This window comes from Kitasatospora sp. NPDC097691, from assembly GCF_040302665.1.
In the GTDB taxonomy this organism is placed as follows: domain Bacteria; phylum Actinomycetota; class Actinomycetes; order Streptomycetales; family Streptomycetaceae; genus Kitasatospora.
On the sequence record NZ_JBEORY010000038.1, the window covers coordinates 23494 to 40195 of the forward strand.

Below are 16702 nucleotides of genomic sequence, written 5' to 3' on the forward strand. Positions count from 1 at the left end.
GCAGTCCGGGCTCGGACGACGGACGGAAGGCGGCCGACGGGGGCTGGACGCGCCGGCCGGGCGGCCGGGGGCGGGTGGGGCACCGACTGGACGGTCCCCGCCCCCGGCCGTCACGGGCGCGGCCTCAGACCACGTCCCGCTGGACCAGCTGGAACTGGATCCCGTCGGAAGTCCCGGGCTGGGTCCAGGCATTGAGGTTTGGTCCCACCAACACAGGCTCGCTCGTGGTGAGTTCGATGCCCAGCTGCTGCACCGCCTTCATGATCTGCGGCACGTCGTCGACCTCCACGCCGATGTGCTCGATCCGGGCCTGCGCCCCGTCGCCGAGCCTTCGGCTGCGCGCCTCCGCACCGGTCGGCTCGATGAGCTCGATCCGGCCGTCCCCGCACCGGTAGAACGCGATCCGGACGTTGCGCTCGGGGATGTCCTGAGCCCGTTCCAGCTGCATGCCCAGGCTCTCCAACAGGGCTCGGGCCTCGGTGATGTCGTCCACCACCACACCGATGTGGTCGATCCGCTTGAACATGGTCCGCCTCTCGTGCTGCTCGTGGTTCTCGTGCTGCTCGTGGTTCTCGTACTTCTCGGGGTCCCCGGGTTCCCGGGGTTCCCCGTCCTGCCGGCTACTTGGAGAAGTTGTTGTGCAGGGCCGCCAGTTGGGGAAGGTTCGACATGTTGAGGAGCAGCAGGTCGGCGTCCCCCGTCCCGTTCTCGAAGTGGTGCACGGTCCAGGCCGGGATGAGCAGGATGTCGCCCTCGCTCAACCCGGTGGTGTCGCCGCTCTCGTGGAAGACCACCGTGCCCGTCCCGGAGCGCACGAAGTAGAGGTGCCACCAGGTGTGCGCGTGCGGGGTGGTGCGCTCTCCGGGCCGGACGGCCTGGAAGGTCATCGAGGTGCCGGGGACGACCTCGTGGCCGCCGTCCGGTCGGGCCAGGGTGATCGTGCCGTACTCCGTGTGCTCGGTCAGCCGGAGCTCCTCGGCGAGGGTTTCCCACTGCCACAGGACCGGCTCCGGCTGCGGCCGCGCATGGCGCCGGCGGAACTCAGGGTACGGAAACTGCTGTCCGGTCTGTATCGCCACGTTGTGCCTCCGGGGTGACGTCGGTGCGCTGGTGGATGTGCGTGATCAGGTCCCGTACGGCGGTGTCGGCGTCGATCGAGAACTGCGAGGCCATCGCGTGCCGGGGCAGCGCGTGGGTGTAGAACCGCGGCCCCTCGACCGGGTAGCCGATCGCCCAGGCGGCGGCGAGCGTGTCGCCGGTCGCGGTCACGGGCCGGCCGCACGCGTCGATCTCGATGCCGCCGGGCCGGAACGGGCCGTTGGCGTACGGGCGGACCAGCCCGCGCCCGAGCAGGTTGCCGATCAGCGGCGAGCGGTCGAGTTCCGGGTGGAAGGCGTCGAGCCGCGCGATCACCAGGGCGTCGACGGCCACGGACTCCGACCCCTGGGGGTACGGGGTGCGCACCACGAACCGACCGGCCTCCCGGTCGTGGACCACGGTGCAGCCCGGCCCGCCGGCCAGGTCCACCACTCCCGCCCGGAACAGCGCGAGCAGCTGCCGGTTGCGGATCAGCGGCGGACCGAACGAGACCCGGTTCATGATCGGGCCGTAGGTCCGGTTGAACACCCGGTGCGACCGCGGGGTGAGCCCGGAGAACTCCACCGCCTCCCGCAGGCTCGCCCGGGTGTCCCGGATGACGTCGGTGGCAGCCTTGACCGGGCTCGTCGTGTTCCCCAGCTCCGCCTGCGCCAGGTCCTCGACGACGTGGTCGAGGAAGAACTCGGTGAAGGCCTTCTGGTTGTCGAACTCCCGCTCGTGCAACGGGTCGAGGATCGCCTCGACGGCCGCCAGCTCGGCCGGGCTCGGCTCGAACCGCTCCGGGGGGACGGCGCCGCCCTGCTGCGCCGCACGGTGGGCGTAGGCCATCTCCCGCTTCAGGAGCGGCAGCACCTCCTCCTCGAAGTCGAGACGCGGGTCGTTGCGCCGCTTCAGCGCGCGTTCCTTGAGGAGGCGCACCGCCTCCGGGGTGAAGAACCGCGCCCGGTGCTGCCCGGTGGTGCCCTTCTGGTTCACCCCGCGGGCGGCGAACGGCAGGCACTGGCGGGAGAACAGCCGGATCGCGGGCTCCCGCCCGGAGGGCCGGTAGACGAGCTCCGCGCCGGAGTCGTCGAACCGTCCGCCGCGGCCGACCGTGAGCTCGGAGATCACGTCGTGCGCGGTCAGCCCGAAGCCCTGGACGGCGACGGTGGAGCCCGGGGCGATCCCGCCGAGCCGCCGCACCGGGTACGGCGAGGCGCAGTACATCAGCCAGGGGTTGCGGTCGGCGTGCTCCCGGGCGAACTCCGTGTGGGCCCGGTCCTCGTCGGTGGGGATCCGCTCGCAGTGCCCGGTGGTGAGGAAGACGTAGTCGCTCGGCAGGCGGTGGCCGTTCGCCAGGTGGACGGTGTAGCCGCCGCCCGGGTGCGCCTCGACGTCGCACGCCCGGTCGCGGTGGTGCACCACCCTGATCCGCTCCGGCAGCGCGCGCACCGTCCGGTCGAACACCCAGCCGAGGTACTGGCCGAGCAGCTTGCGGGGCAGGTAGGCGTGTTCACCGACCGGGCGGCCGCCCTCGCCGCCGGTGGGGTGGAACCCGGTGTCGAACTCGCGGTACCCGACGGCCGCCGCCCACTCGGTGAACGAGGGGCCCCGGCCGTCGGCGAACATCGTCACCTGGCTGGCCACGGTGTTGGTCAGCAGGTGGGCGGGCTGGTCGACGGGGTGCGCGCCCTGGCCGGGCTCGCCGGGGTCGATCAGGTGCACCTCCAACCGGCGGTCGGCGGGCAGCCGGTCGGCCAGTTCGCCGATCCGCTGCAGGACGCTCAGGCCGCGCGGCCCGACGCCGATGATCGAGACCTGGTGGGACGTCATCGGGCCACCCCGATCCGGTCCGCGCCGGCTGCGGCGTCGTCGCTTCCGCTCCTGCTGTCCTGGGTGTCCTGGGTGTCCTGGGTGTCCTGGGTGTCCTGGGTGTCCTGGGTGTCCTGCGCGTCCGCCGACGGGGCCTCGTGCAGGCGTACCCAGTCGGGCGCCGTCGCCAGCGCGGGGAACCGCCGGGCCACCCGGGGGTCGTGGCCGGGGATGACGTGGTCGGGGCCGTCCGCGAGGGACTCGACCACGTCGTAGCCCTCGAGCATCGGCGTGAGCTGGTCGAGGATCGGGAACGGGCTGCGCAGCCGGATGTTGGCCCACAGGTGGGTCGCGTCGCCGGCCAGCACGACCCAGCCGCGTGCGGTGTGGACCCGGACCACCTGGGTGCCCGGCGTGTGACCCGGCACCGGGTGCACCGTCACACCCGGCAGGATCTCCGCCTCCCCGCGGTGCAGTACCAGCCGCTCCTCGAACAGCCGCTGCACGGCGGTCTGCACGTTGACCGGCTCGAACGGCCGGCGGACGGCCCGGTGGCGCATGGCCGGCCCGGTGCAGAACCGCAGCTCCTCCTCCTGCAGGTGGATGCGGGCGGTGGGGAAGCGGTCCAGATTGCCCGCGTGGTCGTAGTGCATGTGAGTGATCACGACGTCCGACACCTGCTCGGCCGTGACCCCGAGGTCGGCCAGCGCGTCGACCGGGCAGCGGAACAGGGTGCGGCCGCGGCGGAGGGCCATCTCCTCGGGGAAGCCGGTGTCCACCAGCAGGAAGTGCCGGTCGTCGCGGATCACCCAGAGGTAGAAGTCCATCGGTCCGGCGCTGCCCGGGGTGAACTGGCCTTCGTCGTGCAGGAAGTTGTCCCGCGCGGGGCGGTCGGCGTGGGTGCCGAAGCGGAGCGCGAGGACTTCGTAGGTCGGCAGCGGTCGACCGGCCATCCGGGTCACACCCCCACCAGGTCGAGCGGTCGGCCGATCCCGGGGCGGTCCCCGGCGGGCTCCTCCTCGAAGAAGAAGGAGCGCTCCCCGAAGGCCGGGACGAGCTGGTCGAACCAGGTCGCGGAGGGGTCGAACTTCGCGTAGAAGGGGCGGCGGACGACGCCGTCCTGACGCGCCTGCAGGAACTGCAGCGCGAACACCTTCTCGCCGCGGATCGTCGGCGTGCCGTCGATGAGCACCTTGCCGGGGAAGGCGCTCATCGACGGGCCGCGCACGGTGCGGGACAGCCCGGAGACCGAGCTGTAGGCGGTCCGGAAGATGTCGTAGGCCTCGGCCAGCGGCAGTTCGAAGTAGGACCGGGCACCCGTGTCGCGCTCGACGAACATGTAGTACGGCACGGCACCGAGCTTGACCCCCAGGGTCCACAGCTCCTGCCAGGCCGCCGGATCGTCGTTGATGTGCCGCAGCACGGGGGACTGCATCCGGACGACCGCGCCGGTGCCGGTGATGCGCCGCAGCGCCTGCTGGGCGATGGCGGGGCGCAGCTCGGCCGGGTGGTTGTAGTGGGCCATCAGGGCGAGGTGCTTGCCGGCGCCGACGATGCGCTCGAACAGGCGCAGCAGGTCGTCCGCGTCCACGTCGCTGACGAAGCGCTGCGGCCAGTAGCCGACGGCCTTGGTGCCGATCCGGATGTTCTGGACGTGCGCCAGATCGGGCGCCAGCAGCGGTTCGAGGTAGCGCTCCAGCGCTCCGGTCCGCATGATCATGGGGTCGCCGCCGGTGATCAGCACGTCCGTGACCTCGGGGTGCCGCCTGAGGTAGGCGGCCAGGCCCTCGGCGTCGCGGGCCGCGAAGTGCAGGTCCTCCTCGCCGACGAACTGGGGCCAGCGGAAGCAGAACGTGCAGTAGGCGTGGCAGGTCTGGCCCGCGCTCGGGAAGAACAGCACGGTCTGGTCGTACTTGTGCTGGATCCCCGGGACGACCTGGCCGTCCAGCTCCGGCACGTTGTGGCTCAGCTGGCCGGCCGGGTGCGGATTCATCCGGGTGCGGACCTCGAAGATCTGCTTGGCCAGCCGCTGCTTGTCACCCGAGCGGATCAGATCGCGCAGTGCGGTGTAGTCGTCGGGTTCCAGCATCGTGCGGTGCGGGAAGTTGAGCCGGAATATCGGGTCGTCGGGAATTTTGTCCCAGTTGATGAGTTCGTCGAGTACGTACTGGTTCGTCCGGAACGGCAGGACGTGGGCCACCACCTCGACGGCTTCGCGGAGGTCTTGCGGAATCCGCTCCCATTGCGGCGACCGCGTTATCGACGACCGGTTGTACGGCTTGTACTTGGCAGGACTGAGATCGGCCATGTGTATTTCTCCGCTCGAATGACGGAAACGGGAGGCTGCGCGTGTCGTGCGGCGGCGGAATCGGGCGGCGAGCCGGTTTCCGGGCTCCGCGGTCCGGCCGTCGTATCGGGCCGGCCAGGAGCGCCCGGTGGGCGGGAAGTCCGCTGATCGTGCCCGCCGCACCGGTCGGAGGGGGTCGGCCCCGGGCGGCCGCCGCACGCCGTGCCGAAAAGCTAACCGGGGGGCCGGGGGGATGGGAAATAGATCGCCCCGACCATCCATTCGCCGGGTGCATGAATGGCGTTCCATGGCGCCGGTGCATGAATTATTCGCGGGCCGCATGAATGGCGGGGCGTGCTGACTAGGATCGGCGTGAGCGAACGATCGGGCGGCGCCAGACACCGGGGACGGGCTTTGAGGAATCGATTCAGTGTCGGAATCGTGGGGGTGGGCCCCCGCGGACTCATTCTGCTGGAGCGCCTGTGCGCCAACGCGACGGCCGACCCCGGTTGCGGCCCGGTGACGGTGCACGCGATCGACCCGACCCCGCCCGGGGCGGGCCGGGTCTGGCGGACGGACCAGTCCCCGCAGCTGCTGATGAACACGGTCGCGGAGCAGATCACCGTGTTCACCGATGCGAGCGTGGTCTGCGCGGGCCCGGTGGTGCCCGGCCCCAACCTGTACGAGTGGGCGCAGGCGCTCACCGCTGCGAGACGGGACGCCCCGAGACCGGACGACCTCGGTGCGGCTGACGAGCACGCCGACTTCGGCCCGGACCGCGCGTACCCGGACGACATCCTCCGCGAGGCGGGCGAGTTGGGCCCGAACTCGTACCCCACCAGGCCCTTCTACGGCCACTACCTGCGGTGGGCCTTCCGCCGGGCGGTGCGGACCGCGCCGCCGCACGTGACGGTGCGCGTCCACCGGGACACCGCCGTCGCCCTGGAGGAACTCGGCGGGCAGCAGCTGTTGCGTCTCGCCGGCGGCGACCGGATCCTGCTCGACGCCGTCGTCCTCGCCCAGGGTCATCTGCCCACCGCCCCCGACCGTGCCCCCACCGCCCCCGACCGTGCCCCCACAGCGACCGGCGGCGGCCCTGCGACGACGCGCGCCACCACGGCCCCGGCCGGCGGCCGACGGCTGCCGCCGGGCAACCCGGCGGAGGTCGACACCACGGCGATCGCCCCGGGCGAACCGGTGGCCGTGCGAGGCCTCGGGCTCGCCTTCTTCGACTACCTGACCCTGCTCACCCAGGGGCGCGGCGGCGTGTTCGAGCAGCGCGCCGACGGGCGCCTCGACTACCGCCCGTCCGGCCGGGAACCGCGGCTCTACGCGGGCTCCCGCCGCGGCCTCCCGTACCGGGCGCGCGGCGAGAACCAGAAGGAGCTGGGCGAACGGCACCGACCGCTGCTGCTCACCGGGCCGACCATCCGCGCGCTGCGCGAGCGCGCCGCCGCCCGCGGCGACGTGCGGTTCCGCCGGGACGTCTGGCCGCTGATCGCGCGCGAGGTCGAGATCGTCTACTACCGGACGCTGCTGAGCGGGCGCGCCGCGCCGGCCGAGGCGCTGAACGGCTTCCTGCGGGCCTGCCTGTACTCGCCGGCGCACCTGCCGCTGCCGGAGCCGCTGCTGCGGCGGCACGGCATCACCGCCGACGCGCAGTGGAACTGGCGGCTGGTCGAGACCCCGTACGACGAACAGGCGCTGCGCGGGCGGCGGGAGTTCGGCCGGTGGCTGGTCGAGCACCTGGACCGCGATGCCACCGCCGCCCGGGGCGGCAACGTCGACGACCCGGTCAAGGCGGCCCTCGACGCGCTGCGCGACCTGCGCAACGAGATCCGCCAGGTCGTCGACCACGCGGGGATCACCGGCCACTCCTACCGGGAGGAACTGACCGGCTGGTTCTCGCCGTTCAACGCCGGCCTGTCGATCGGCCCGCCCGGGCGCCGGATCGCGGAGCTGGCCGCGCTGGTCCGCGCCGGGGTGGTGACCCCGCTGGGCCCCGGGATGCGGGTGGCGACGGCACCGCGGCACGACGGATTCCTGGTCTCCTCGGCCGCGGTGCCGGGACCGGCGATCGCGGTCACCACCCTCATCGAGGCGCGCATCCAGGACCCGGACGTACGCACCACCGCGGACCGGCTGCTGCGGGGGCTCCTGGAGACCGGCCAGGCGGCGCCGTACCGGATCCCCGACCCGGACGGCGGCCACCACGAGACCGGGGCGCTCGCGGTGACCGAGCGGCCGAGTCGCCTCGTGGACGCGCGCGGCCGCGTGCACCCGCGGCGGTACGCCCTCGGCGTCCCCACCGAGGGGGTGCACTGGGCCACCGCCGCCGGGGTCCGGCCCGGCGTCGACTCCGTGACGCTCGGCGACGCGGACGCGGTCGCCCGGGCCCTGCTGGACAGCGCCGCACGCCACCACGCCGACCGGATGGAGGCGTTGGCCCGGTGAGCACCGTCGTCCGGTCCGCGCGGACCGCGCCGACCGACCCGGCGGACTCCGGCGCGTCGGGCCTGTCCACGGCCCTGGGGGTGGCGGCGGTCACCGTCCTCACCTCGCTGCCGGTCTTCCTCCCCGGCGCCGCGAACGGCCTGATCTGCGCGGAGCTGGGCTGGAGCACGGCGCGGACCGGCGCCGTCCTGGCCGTCTACTGGCTGGCCTCCCTGGCGGGTGCCTTCGTCAGCAGGCGCTCCGAACTCCCTGCCGGAGTGGAACGGACCCTGGCGGTCGCCCTCGGCGCGACCTGCGTCGGGCTGCTCTGCGCGGCCGGCGCACCGGTCGCCGGCCTCTGGATCAGCTCGGCGCTCGGCGGCTTCGCCTACGGGTACACCCAGCCGCACACGAACGCCCTCCTGATGCGCCGGTGCGCCCCCCGGCTGCGGGCCTTCGCGTTCGGCCTGAAGCAGGCCGCGGTGCCGGCGGCGACCCTGCTCGCCAGCGCGGCGATGCCGCTGCTCGCCGACCCGGTCGGCTGGCGCGGCGTCTTCGCCGCCACCGCGGTCCCGTGCGGCCTCGGCACCGCCCTGGTGGTACGGCGCCGTGCCGCGGACGGGCGGCGACCGGCGGCCGCGGGCAGCGGTGCGCCGCTGCCGGCCGATGTCCACCTGATCGCCCTCAGCTGCGCCGGCTTCTTCGGCGCGATGGTCGGCAACGGGCTGGGCGGCTTCCTGGTGCTGGCACTGACCACCCGGGGCGCCTCGCTGTCGGCCGCCGGAGCGGTGGCGACCGCCGGCGCCGCACTGAACATCGCCGTCCGGCTCGCCGCGGGGTGGCTGGTCGGCCGACTGCCCCGGCTCGCCTGGCCGGCCCTCGTCGGGCTGTTTGCGACCGGGGCGGTGGGGGCCGTGCTGCTGGCCCACCGGGGTACCGCGCCGACCCTCCTCGGCGCCCTGCTCGCCTACGGCGGCGGCTGGGGCTGGGCGGGTCTGCTGCACTACGTCATCGGTCTGCCGTACCCCGGACGGGAGCAACGGGCCACGGCCTGCAGCCAGATGGGGGTTTCGCTCGGGGCCGCGGCCGGGCCGCTGCTGTGCGGTGTGCTGTTCGGACGGCGCCCGGACGCCCTCTGGTGGGCCCTGGCGGCGGCGGCCGCCGCCGGCGCGGCCTGTGTCCTCACTGCCGCGGCGGCCGGTCGGGCACCGGCAGCCGCACGCCGTCCTGCCGTCACCCGGGCACGGGTCGGCACCGCCGGACCCGACCGGGGCCCCGACCGGGTGCCGAGCGGAAGCCGCAGCCGGTCCTGACCGCAGTCAGTCCTGACGCGGGTTCAGTCCTGACGGGGGTTCAGTCCTGGCTGGCTTCAGTCCTGGCCGGGATCGGCCCGGAGGTCGGCCAGGACCCGTCGGACCCCCTCGACGGCCCGCTGGAACGCCTCGGGCTGCTGCCAGGCCCGTGCCAGGACGTACCCGCCCTGTACCGTCGCCATGATCAGTGCGGCGATCGCCACGGGGTCGGTGCCGGGCCGCAGTTCCCCCGTGCGCACCCCCTCGGCGAGGACCGCCGTCAGCCGCTCGTCGAGCCAGCTGAAGAACTCGGCCAGCGGCGCGCGCAGCCGATCGTCCGTCACGACGTCGTAGTCCTGGGTCAGACGCCCCAGCCGGCAGCCCGCCAGCGGGTCACGCTCCAGATCGAGGAACGCGTCGATGCGGGCGACGGCTCCGCCTTCGCCGTCCAGCGCCCGCTCGGCCCGGTCCCGGAGCTCCTCGCTCATCCGCGTCATGGCCTCCAGCGCCAGCTCCGCCTTGCCGGAGAAGTGGTGGTACATGCTGCCCTGCCCCGCGTGCGCCCGCTCCAGGACCTTGGCCGGGCTGGTGCCGGTGTACCCGCGCTCCCACAACAGCTCCGCCGCAGCCCGGGTCAGCGCCTCTTTCTTGCTCATGCGCCGAGTGTACCTACCACTCGTTACAGTCGTACGCCCGACGACGGGCGCTTCTGGTGGCGGACCGCCCGACCGCGACGGGGCGCTCCCGCAAGGTCCCGGCTGGTCGGTGTCCTACTCGGCATCCCCGTCCGGCGGGACGGGCTTGACGTCGGCCTGGACGTAGGCAACGAGGTGGCGCTTCCCGTCCGCCCCCTGTTTCGTGACGACCGCGGCAGCCCGTACGTCCGGTGACGCGGACAGCACCGACTCGATCTCGTCGAGTTCGATCCGGACGCCCGAGATCTTGACCTGTCGGTCGAACCGGCCGACGAATTCGAGCGCACCGTCCGGTCGGGTCCGCGCCCTGTCGCCGGTTCGGTACCAGCGTCGGGGCACGGCACCGGCCTCTTCGACGAACCGCTCCTCGGTCTGGTCCGGCAGCCGGAAGTAGCCCGCGGCGACGCACGGACCGCTGACCCACAGTTCGCCGACCTCGCCCGGTGCCACGGCGGAGCCGTCGTCGTCGGCGACCCGGACGGACGCGTGGCGCAGTGGCCGGCCGATGGGGACCGCCGCGGACCGGGTGTCCGCCACGGTCACTTCGTGCCCGGCGGACCAGACGGTCGTCTCCGTCGGGCCGTACATGTTGTGGATCCGGACGCCGGGGAGGGCGGTCACCAGGCGCCGGGCGAGCCCCACCGGGAACACCTCGCCGCCGACGTGGAGCGCCCGAAGGTGCCGCAGCGACAGCAGGGCCTCGTCGTACGACGCGATCGCCGACAGGAGCGAGGGGGTCGCCTGGAACAGCGTGGGCCGGAAGCGCCGCACGAGGCTCGGCAGGCTGTCGTCGCCGCGCGGGTCGAGGCGGTCGACCATCCGGGCGGGGCTCACGACGGTGGCTCCACCGCGGGTGAGCGGCCAGAGCAACTCCATGATCGCGATGTCGAACGAGACGCTCGTCACGGCGAGGAACGTGTCGCCCAGCGGGCTGCCGTAGGCCGCGTCGAGCGCGTCGAACAGCGCGGCCACGTTGGCGTGGGTGACCACGACGCCCTTGGGCCGACCGGTGGATCCGGACGTGTAGACGACGTAGGCCGGGTCCTGGGGGGAGGACGCGGGCAGCACGATCCCGGCGAGGTCCGGTTCGGCCGGGCCGGGTGTGACGCGGACGGCAGGGACGCCGAACTCCTGCCCACCGCCGTCGGTGACGATGAACGCGAGGTCGGCGTCCGCGACGACGGTTCGCAGCCGGTCGGCCGGATAGTCCGGATCGAGGGGGACGTAGGCGGCTCCGGCGGCGGACACGCCGAGCAGGGCCACCACCAGGTCGACGCCCCGCCCGACCATGACGCCGACCCGGTCGCCCGGCCCGACGCCCCGGGCGACGAGCCGGCGTCCGAGGGCCTCGGCCGACACCGCCAGTTCCGCGAGGGTGAGTGTGGTCGCCCGGTCGGACAGGGCAGGTTTCGTCGGATGGTCCAGTGCCACCGCCCTGACCTGGTCGAACAGTGGGCGCGTCACCGTGTCGATCCGAAATCGAGCAGCCGGGACACGCCTTCCCGGTCGTTCATCAGCCCCTCGTGGCTGTAGTCCGCAGAGAGCAGCAGCCAGCAGGAGCCGATCCGTTGCGCCGTGCGGAACTGTTGTGTCCCCGGGAAGTACAGGTCGTCCGCGGCCGCCACGGCGTAGATGGGCACGGTGTTCCTCTCCAGCTGTTCGAGGTCGTAGAGACTGGTCCATCCGGTGTACCGGGCGAGTTCGTCGGCCACGTCGGCGAACGGCGCGAGCGCGGCGAACTGACGGAACATCCAAGGGAAGAACACTTCGCCGTAGAAGTGGAACGGACGGGCCCGGGGACGGAACGCCGGCTCGTCCGCATAGAGCCGGTCCGCGGTCCACCCGGTGGCGCGTCCGGGTTGCCCGTACGTGAATTCCTGCAGGTAGAAGAGGGGGGAGCTGACCAGGTACGTCGCCGCCGCCACCGCTTTCACGAAGTCCTCGGCGAGGTCGTCGCCGTCCCAGGCGGACCGGACGAGGTCGTGGACCGACGCCATCCCGTTCGCGAAGCCGAACTTCAGTCCGAGGAACCGGAACCGCTCGGGCGACAGCCGCTCTCCCGTCGGCAGCACCACCTCGTGTTCCCCGAGGTGGTCGACGATCCGGTCGATGAGCTCCGCGTCCTCGGGATACCTCCGGTAGTACTCGGCGTTCTTCTTCCTGCTCATCGCCAAGGTGTCCGTCAGCAGGTCCTCAGCCGTGCTGACCGGCCCCAGGAGCCCGCTCGAGACGAACACCCGGTCGATGCCGTCCGGGAAGTAGGACAGGTAGGTCAGGGCGATGGAACCGCCGTAGCTCTCCCCGAACAGCGTCCAGGCCGGAACCCGCAGAACCCGCTCGCGCAGGAACTCCGCGTCCCGGACGATGGCGTCCGCGCGGTAGCACCGGAGCCGTTCCAGTGCGGCGGTCGCCGTCATGCCCTCGATGGTGGCGGCGGTCACCGGCGAGCTGCGACCGCCGCCACGCTGATCCAGGAGCACCACCCGGTACCGGTCCAGGACGGCGTCCAGCCAGGCCGGGATCCTGCTCCGCGGATCGGGGCACTGCCCACCGGGGCCGCCCTGGAGGAAGAGCAGGTACGGGAGGTGACGGTCCACCGCCTCACGGCGCACCACCGTCTGTGCGAACAGCTCGATCGACGGGCCGGCCGGATCGTCGTGGTCGATCGGGACGTCGAAGCGGTGGTCCTCGACCACGACCTCCTCGTGCTCCGGGCCCCGACCGGTCGGCGAGGAGTAGGCGAGGATGTTGCGGACCGTCGGATGGCGGCGCAGCCGAAGGCCGTCGACGCGCCTGCCCGTACGGTCCGTCCACGCCGCGCACGCCTTCGTCAGGATCAGGGACGTGACGCCCAGTTGCGTGAGGTCCTCGTCGGGGTCGATCCGGGCCTGGGCCAACTCCGCGACGAACAGGTGCAGCAGGAAGTCGAGGTCGTCGTCGATCGCCTCGTCGCCGATCGTCTCGTCGTCGATCGCCTCGTCGCCGGGCGCCTCGTCGCCGGGCGGGGCGTCGGCATCCGGTGTCGACGGGGCGGGTGCCGTTCCGGCGGCGTGCCGCTCGAGCGCGGCCCGGTCCGTCTTTCCGTTGGGCAGTACCGGAAGCGTGTCGACGAACACGAACCGTGCCGGGAGCGCCTCGGGCGGCAGGGCGGACCCGAGGTGGGCCCGCAGCCTCGCGACCACGTCCGCCGTGGTGTCCGTCCCGATCCGGTCACTCATAGCGGCGCCGCAACAACGTCTCGCCGTACTCCGTGCGGAAGAGCCCACGCTTCTGCAGCAACGGCACGACCTCGCTCACGAAGTCGGTGAGGCCGACCGGGAAGACCGCGGGCATGACGTTGAACCCGTCCGCCGCTCCTTCCCGGACCCAGGTCTCGATGACATCCGCGATCCGCTCCGGGGTCCCCGCGACCACCAGGTGGCCGCGCCCGAAACCCTGGTGCGCGATGATGTCGCCGACGGTGGTGCCCTCCCGTCGGGCCAGTCCCGTGATCAGCTCGTAGGTGGTGCGGTTGCCCTGGATGCTGTCCGCCGGGGGCAGCCGTTCCACGGGGAAGGGCGCGTCGACGGGACAGTCGGTGATGTCCACGTTCAGCATCATCGAGATGTGTTCCAGGGCGTAGTCGACGGCCTGCATGCCGGTCAGTTCGTGCTTCTTCGCGTCCGCCTCGGCCTGGGTCGAGCCGACGATCGGGATCAGGCCCGGCAGCACCTTGACCGTACGGCCGTTCGCGGCGGCGCGCCGGCGCATCTCGGTGCGGAACCGTGCGCCGTCCCGGACGTTCTCCTGCACGGTGAACACCGCGTCGGCGTGGCGGGCGGCGAACGACCTGCCCGCCTCCGACGCGCCGGCCTGGACCAGGAACGGGCGGGACTGCGGGCTGCGCTGGATGTTGAGCGGCCCGCGGACCTTGAAGTACTCGCCCTGGTGGTCGACGCGGTGAATCCGGTCCGGGTCGGTGTAGTGCCCACTGGCGCGGTCGCGGATGACGGCGTCCTCGTCCCACGACTCCCAGAGCCGGTTGGCGACGGTCAGGAACTCGTCGGCGCGGTCGTACCGTTGCTGATGGGGGAGCATGGCCGACCGGTTGAAGTTCCTGGCCTCGTTGACGCTGTTGGACACGACGATGTTCCAGCCGACGCGCCCACCCGAGATGTGGTCGAGCGAGGCGAACATCCGCGCGAGGTGGAACGGCTCGTAGTACGAGGTCGACGCGGTCGCGATCAGTCCGATGTGCTCGGTGCCGAGGGCGAGGCTGCTCAACACCGTGAGTGGCTCCAGGCCGGCGCAGTAGTTGCTGCGTGGCTTGTGCCAGAGCGCGTCGGCGATGAACACGGAATCCAGCATCCCCTGTTCCGCGGATCTCGCGATTTCGAGGTAGTAGTCGATGTCGGTGACACGGGCCGATTCGCACCCGGGGTGGAGCCACGCGGAGTCGTGGTGCCCGGGCAGCAACATGAACAGGTTGAGGTGAATACTCAAGGCGCCTGACACTTTCGGCTCGTCGAAGCGGTGGTCGTCATCGCGGGCGGCCTACGGCATGCTCTTCGCCTCGTGCATCTCGGCGACCAGCCGAATCGCTTCGTCCATGCGCTTCTCGCAGTGCTCGACGTCGTCCCCTTCGACGAGGGCCCAGGCGACGGCGATCGAGGTGGTCTTCAGCTCCTTCATGACCTCGCCCACCGGCGCCTTCATACGGATGTGCCGGACTCCGGGGATGCTCTCCAGGTCGGCCTGTGTCACACCGTTGCGGAAGCCGGACTTGACCGGCAGGCACACGAAGCCCATGACGCCGGTGGGTTCGAACTCGGGTGCCGGCACGGGCGCATCGATGTGGACACGAGCGTGTGCCGCCCAGAGGCTGACCCCGATGGTGTGCTGTGCGCTGATGCTGACCAGGCCGCCGGCCGGCCGCCAGGCGAGCTCGCCGGCGACGAACCGGCCGGGGCCACCGAACACTTCGAGGTGGAACGTGGTGTTACGGCCCCCGAGTGCCGACCGACACCGTTCGGCGAAGGCGCGGGCCTCGGCGTAGAGCTCCGGGTGGGTGGCGGGCGGGAGCGCGACCGAACGGAAGGGGTTCCCGGACTTCGCCTCGATGCACGGGTTCACGTCGCGCGACACCATGAAGGTCTCGATGTTCCCGTCGACGACGACGCCGTCGAAGTGCCATTCGTCCCCCGACTGCCACTCCTCCACCATGAAGGCGTCGAGTTCGGGCGTGACGGCTATCCGGTCGAACAACTCCTCGGCCGTTTCCGCGCGGAAGACGAGATGTGCGCCGCCGTCCGCCGTCGGTTTCACGATGTAGGGGGGAGTCAGGTCGCCGAGTGCCTCGCGGAAGTCGGCCACCGCGGCCGGCTTCTCGGAGAACACCCTGAACCGCGCCGTCGGCACGCCGTGCCGCTGCCAGAGCGTCTTCTGCAACGGCTTGTCGCGTCCGGCGAGCGCGACCTCGGCGTCCATCGGTTTCCGGCACCCGAGTACGTCGTTCAGGATGGCAGCCGTGGTCACCGCGAACTCGTGACCCGAGATGACGACGTCGACCCGGTCGGCGATGCCGAGGTGGATCAGGGCGGCCCAGGCGAGTTCCGGCCGGTCGAAGGAGGGGAGGAACGCACGGTGCGCGATCAGGTCACGGCAGGCCTCCATCACCACGCGATCGTGCGCCACGTACAACACCGTGACGGTGTGGCCGAGGCCGGCCAGGTCCTCGATCGCCTCTTGTTCCGCACCCAGAAGAACAACGTTCACCTTGTCACCCGATCCCTCGGTCCGACGGATGTGTCTGCGCTGCTCACTGATCGAGATGTACCGGAAGGGTGTCCAGGCTCCGCACGGTGGCGGTGGTACGGCGAGTCGGCTCCGCCGCGAGGCGCAACCGCATGCCCTCGTCGCTCAGCGCGTTGATCACCGCGGTGATGCTCAGCTTGCCGAACTCGGAGCCGAAGCACGCGTGCGGCCCCGAACCGAATCCCAGGTGCGGGTTCGGCCGGCGGTCCAGCTTGATGTCGTCCGGGTCGGCGAAGACGCGGGGATCGCGGTTGGCGGCGGCGAGCAGCGTCACCACGGAGTCTCCCGCCGCGATGCGCGTGCCCTCGATCGTGGTGTCACTGACCGCGATCCTGCTCGTCCCCTGCGCCGGCCCGTCGTACCGGATCAGCTCGTCGACGCCGGTCGCCACGAGGGACGGGCGCGACAGCTCCGGCAGCAGTCCGGGATCGGTCGCCAGCAGGTACGCCGCGTTGCCGACCATGGCGAAGATCGTCCCGTAGCTCGCGTTGAACATCATCGCGGCCGAGTTCCGGATGTAGTGGCTGCCGGAGAACTCCTTGTCCGCCCGCCGGATGAGGTTCGCGATGAGGCCGGTGTCCCCCTCGGGGCGCGGGAACCAGCTTTCGCCGAGTTCGTTGAGGCGCTTGCGCGCGGCATCCCCCTGCGGGATGTTCTCCGGCGCCAGGCCCGCGTCCATGCGGAGTGCGATGCCGTGCGAGATCTCCGCGTAGGCCTCCTCGTCGGGTTCGGGGACGCCGAGGAGGGCCGCGGACATGTGCAGTGCGAAGGGCGCGGCCAGGTTCGCCATCCAGTCGAACGGCTCGCCCGACTCCTGAGCGGTCAGTCTGCCGCGCAGGAAGGCGACCGCCTCCCGGAACAGCCGGTCCTTGTCCTGGGAGCGCATCGCGCTCACCAGGAGCTGGCGCAGCGGCGTCTGCTCCGGCGGGTCCATCATCTGCACGTTCTGGCGGAAGTCCGGGATCTTCTCCCCGTTGCGGCCGGGGTCCCGCGCGAACGTCCGGTGTTCGCGGAGCACGCGTACGCAGTCGGCGTGCCGGACGACGACCCACGCGCGCATGCCGGAATGCCAGTGGACGGGGTGCTCCTCGAGCATCCTGGCGTAGGTCGGATAGGGATCCCTGAGCATGTCCGGGGACAGCGGATCGTAAAGGGGGATGGTGGTCACCAGGCTCCGCCTTCGGTCATCGCGGTGGAGAACGCACGCCGTCTCGCGTTCGATGCGGGACGGCGTGCGTCCGGTATCTTTCACGAATTTCTTGTTCTCACTTCAGGAGCACCTGACTCGGAGGTCGGGCGTGGATCACCGGTCC

General features: G+C 71.9%; 13 protein-coding genes. 2 read left to right on the forward strand and 11 right to left on the reverse strand.

Features of this window, described 5'->3' with window-relative positions:
- Positions 1–124: 124 nt before the first annotated feature.
- The 5 genes from ABTY56_RS24490 to ABTY56_RS24510 all read right to left on the reverse strand — a co-directional run bounded on the left by ABTY56_RS24490 (position 125) and on the right by ABTY56_RS24510 (position 5197).
- Positions 125–526, reverse strand: a complete 402-nt coding sequence (locus tag ABTY56_RS24490) for a VOC family protein (RefSeq protein ID WP_350524000.1) — start codon at positions 524–526, stop codon at positions 125–127.
- 94 nt (positions 527–620) lie between these two features.
- Positions 621–1079, reverse strand: a complete 459-nt coding sequence (locus tag ABTY56_RS24495; protein WP_350631207.1) for a cupin domain-containing protein — start codon at positions 1077–1079, stop codon at positions 621–623.
- A complete protein-coding gene (locus ABTY56_RS24500) occupies positions 1042–2910 on the reverse strand; it encodes an FAD/NAD(P)-binding protein (protein ID WP_350631208.1) in 1869 nt (622 codons plus the stop codon). The genes ABTY56_RS24495 and ABTY56_RS24500 overlap by 38 nt, the downstream gene beginning before the upstream one ends.
- On the reverse strand, positions 2907–3842 hold the full coding sequence (locus ABTY56_RS24505) for an N-acyl homoserine lactonase family protein (RefSeq protein ID WP_350631210.1): 936 nt from the start codon (positions 3840–3842) through the stop codon (positions 2907–2909). The genes ABTY56_RS24500 and ABTY56_RS24505 overlap by 4 nt, the downstream gene beginning before the upstream one ends.
- A gap of 5 nt (positions 3843–3847) precedes the next feature.
- Positions 3848–5197 carry a KamA family radical SAM protein gene (locus ABTY56_RS24510; protein WP_350631211.1) on the reverse strand — a complete coding sequence of 450 codons (1350 nt, stop codon included), beginning with the start codon at positions 5195–5197 and terminating at the stop codon, positions 3848–3850.
- A 420-nt stretch (positions 5198–5617) separates the two neighbouring features.
- Between ABTY56_RS24510 and ABTY56_RS24515 the strand changes: the two genes are divergently transcribed.
- Both ABTY56_RS24515 and ABTY56_RS24520 read left to right on the forward strand, forming a co-directional pair.
- On the forward strand, positions 5618–7630 hold the full coding sequence (locus tag ABTY56_RS24515) for an FAD/NAD(P)-binding protein (RefSeq protein ID WP_350631213.1): 2013 nt from the start codon (positions 5618–5620) through the stop codon (positions 7628–7630).
- Positions 7627–8922 (forward strand): MFS transporter, encoded by a 1296-nt coding sequence (locus ABTY56_RS24520; protein WP_350631214.1) that lies wholly within the window; start codon positions 7627–7629, stop codon positions 8920–8922. Before ABTY56_RS24515 ends, ABTY56_RS24520 begins: the two co-directional genes overlap by 4 nt.
- Positions 8923–8978: 56 nt before the next feature.
- Here the strand turns inward: ABTY56_RS24520 and ABTY56_RS24525 are convergent, their stop codons facing one another.
- From ABTY56_RS24525 to ABTY56_RS24550, 6 genes are all read right to left on the reverse strand, one after another.
- Positions 8979–9557 (reverse strand): TetR family transcriptional regulator C-terminal domain-containing protein, encoded by a 579-nt coding sequence (locus tag ABTY56_RS24525; protein ID WP_350631216.1) that lies wholly within the window; start codon positions 9555–9557, stop codon positions 8979–8981.
- 114 nt (positions 9558–9671) lie between these two features.
- Positions 9672–11060: an amino acid adenylation domain-containing protein gene (locus ABTY56_RS24530; protein WP_350631218.1), complete on the reverse strand. Its 1389-nt coding sequence runs from the start codon at positions 11058–11060 to the stop codon at positions 9672–9674.
- Complete coding sequence (locus ABTY56_RS24535; protein WP_350631220.1) at positions 11057–12814, reverse strand: alpha/beta fold hydrolase; 1758 nt, start codon at positions 12812–12814, stop codon at positions 11057–11059. The genes ABTY56_RS24530 and ABTY56_RS24535 overlap by 4 nt, the downstream gene beginning before the upstream one ends.
- Entirely contained in the window at positions 12807–14054 is a 1248-nt protein-coding gene (locus tag ABTY56_RS24540; protein ID WP_350631270.1) for an LLM class flavin-dependent oxidoreductase, read from the reverse strand. Before ABTY56_RS24540 ends, ABTY56_RS24535 begins: the two co-directional genes overlap by 8 nt.
- A 75-nt stretch (positions 14055–14129) precedes the next feature.
- Positions 14130–15350 (reverse strand): ATP-grasp domain-containing protein, encoded by a 1221-nt coding sequence (locus tag ABTY56_RS24545; RefSeq protein ID WP_350631221.1) that lies wholly within the window; start codon positions 15348–15350, stop codon positions 14130–14132.
- A 43-nt stretch (positions 15351–15393) separates the two neighbouring features.
- Complete coding sequence (locus tag ABTY56_RS24550) at positions 15394–16557, reverse strand: cytochrome P450 (protein WP_350631223.1); 1164 nt, start codon at positions 16555–16557, stop codon at positions 15394–15396.
- Positions 16558–16702: the final 145 nt, after the last annotated feature.

What these genes read in the sequence shown, in the direction of transcription:
- ABTY56_RS24490 (WP_350524000.1), bottom strand. Translation starts at nt 526, where the DNA reads ATGTTCAAGCGGATCGACCACATCGGTGTGGTGGTGGACGACATCACC.
- ABTY56_RS24500 (WP_350631208.1), bottom strand. Translation starts at nt 2,910, where the DNA reads ATGACGTCCCACCAGGTCTCGATCATCGGCGTCGGGCCGCGCGGCCTG.
- ABTY56_RS24505 (WP_350631210.1), bottom strand. Translation starts at nt 3,842, where the DNA reads ATGGCCGGTCGACCGCTGCCGACCTACGAAGTCCTCGCGCTCCGCTTC.
- ABTY56_RS24510 (WP_350631211.1), bottom strand. Translation starts at nt 5,197, where the DNA reads ATGGCCGATCTCAGTCCTGCCAAGTACAAGCCGTACAACCGGTCGTCG.
- ABTY56_RS24525 (WP_350631216.1), bottom strand. Translation starts at nt 9,557, where the DNA reads ATGAGCAAGAAAGAGGCGCTGACCCGGGCTGCGGCGGAGCTGTTGTGG.
- ABTY56_RS24535 (WP_350631220.1), bottom strand. Translation starts at nt 12,814, where the DNA reads ATGAGTGACCGGATCGGGACGGACACCACGGCGGACGTGGTCGCGAGG.
- ABTY56_RS24540 (WP_350631270.1), bottom strand. Translation starts at nt 14,054, where the DNA reads ATGTTGCTGCCCGGGCACCACGACTCCGCGTGGCTCCACCCCGGGTGC.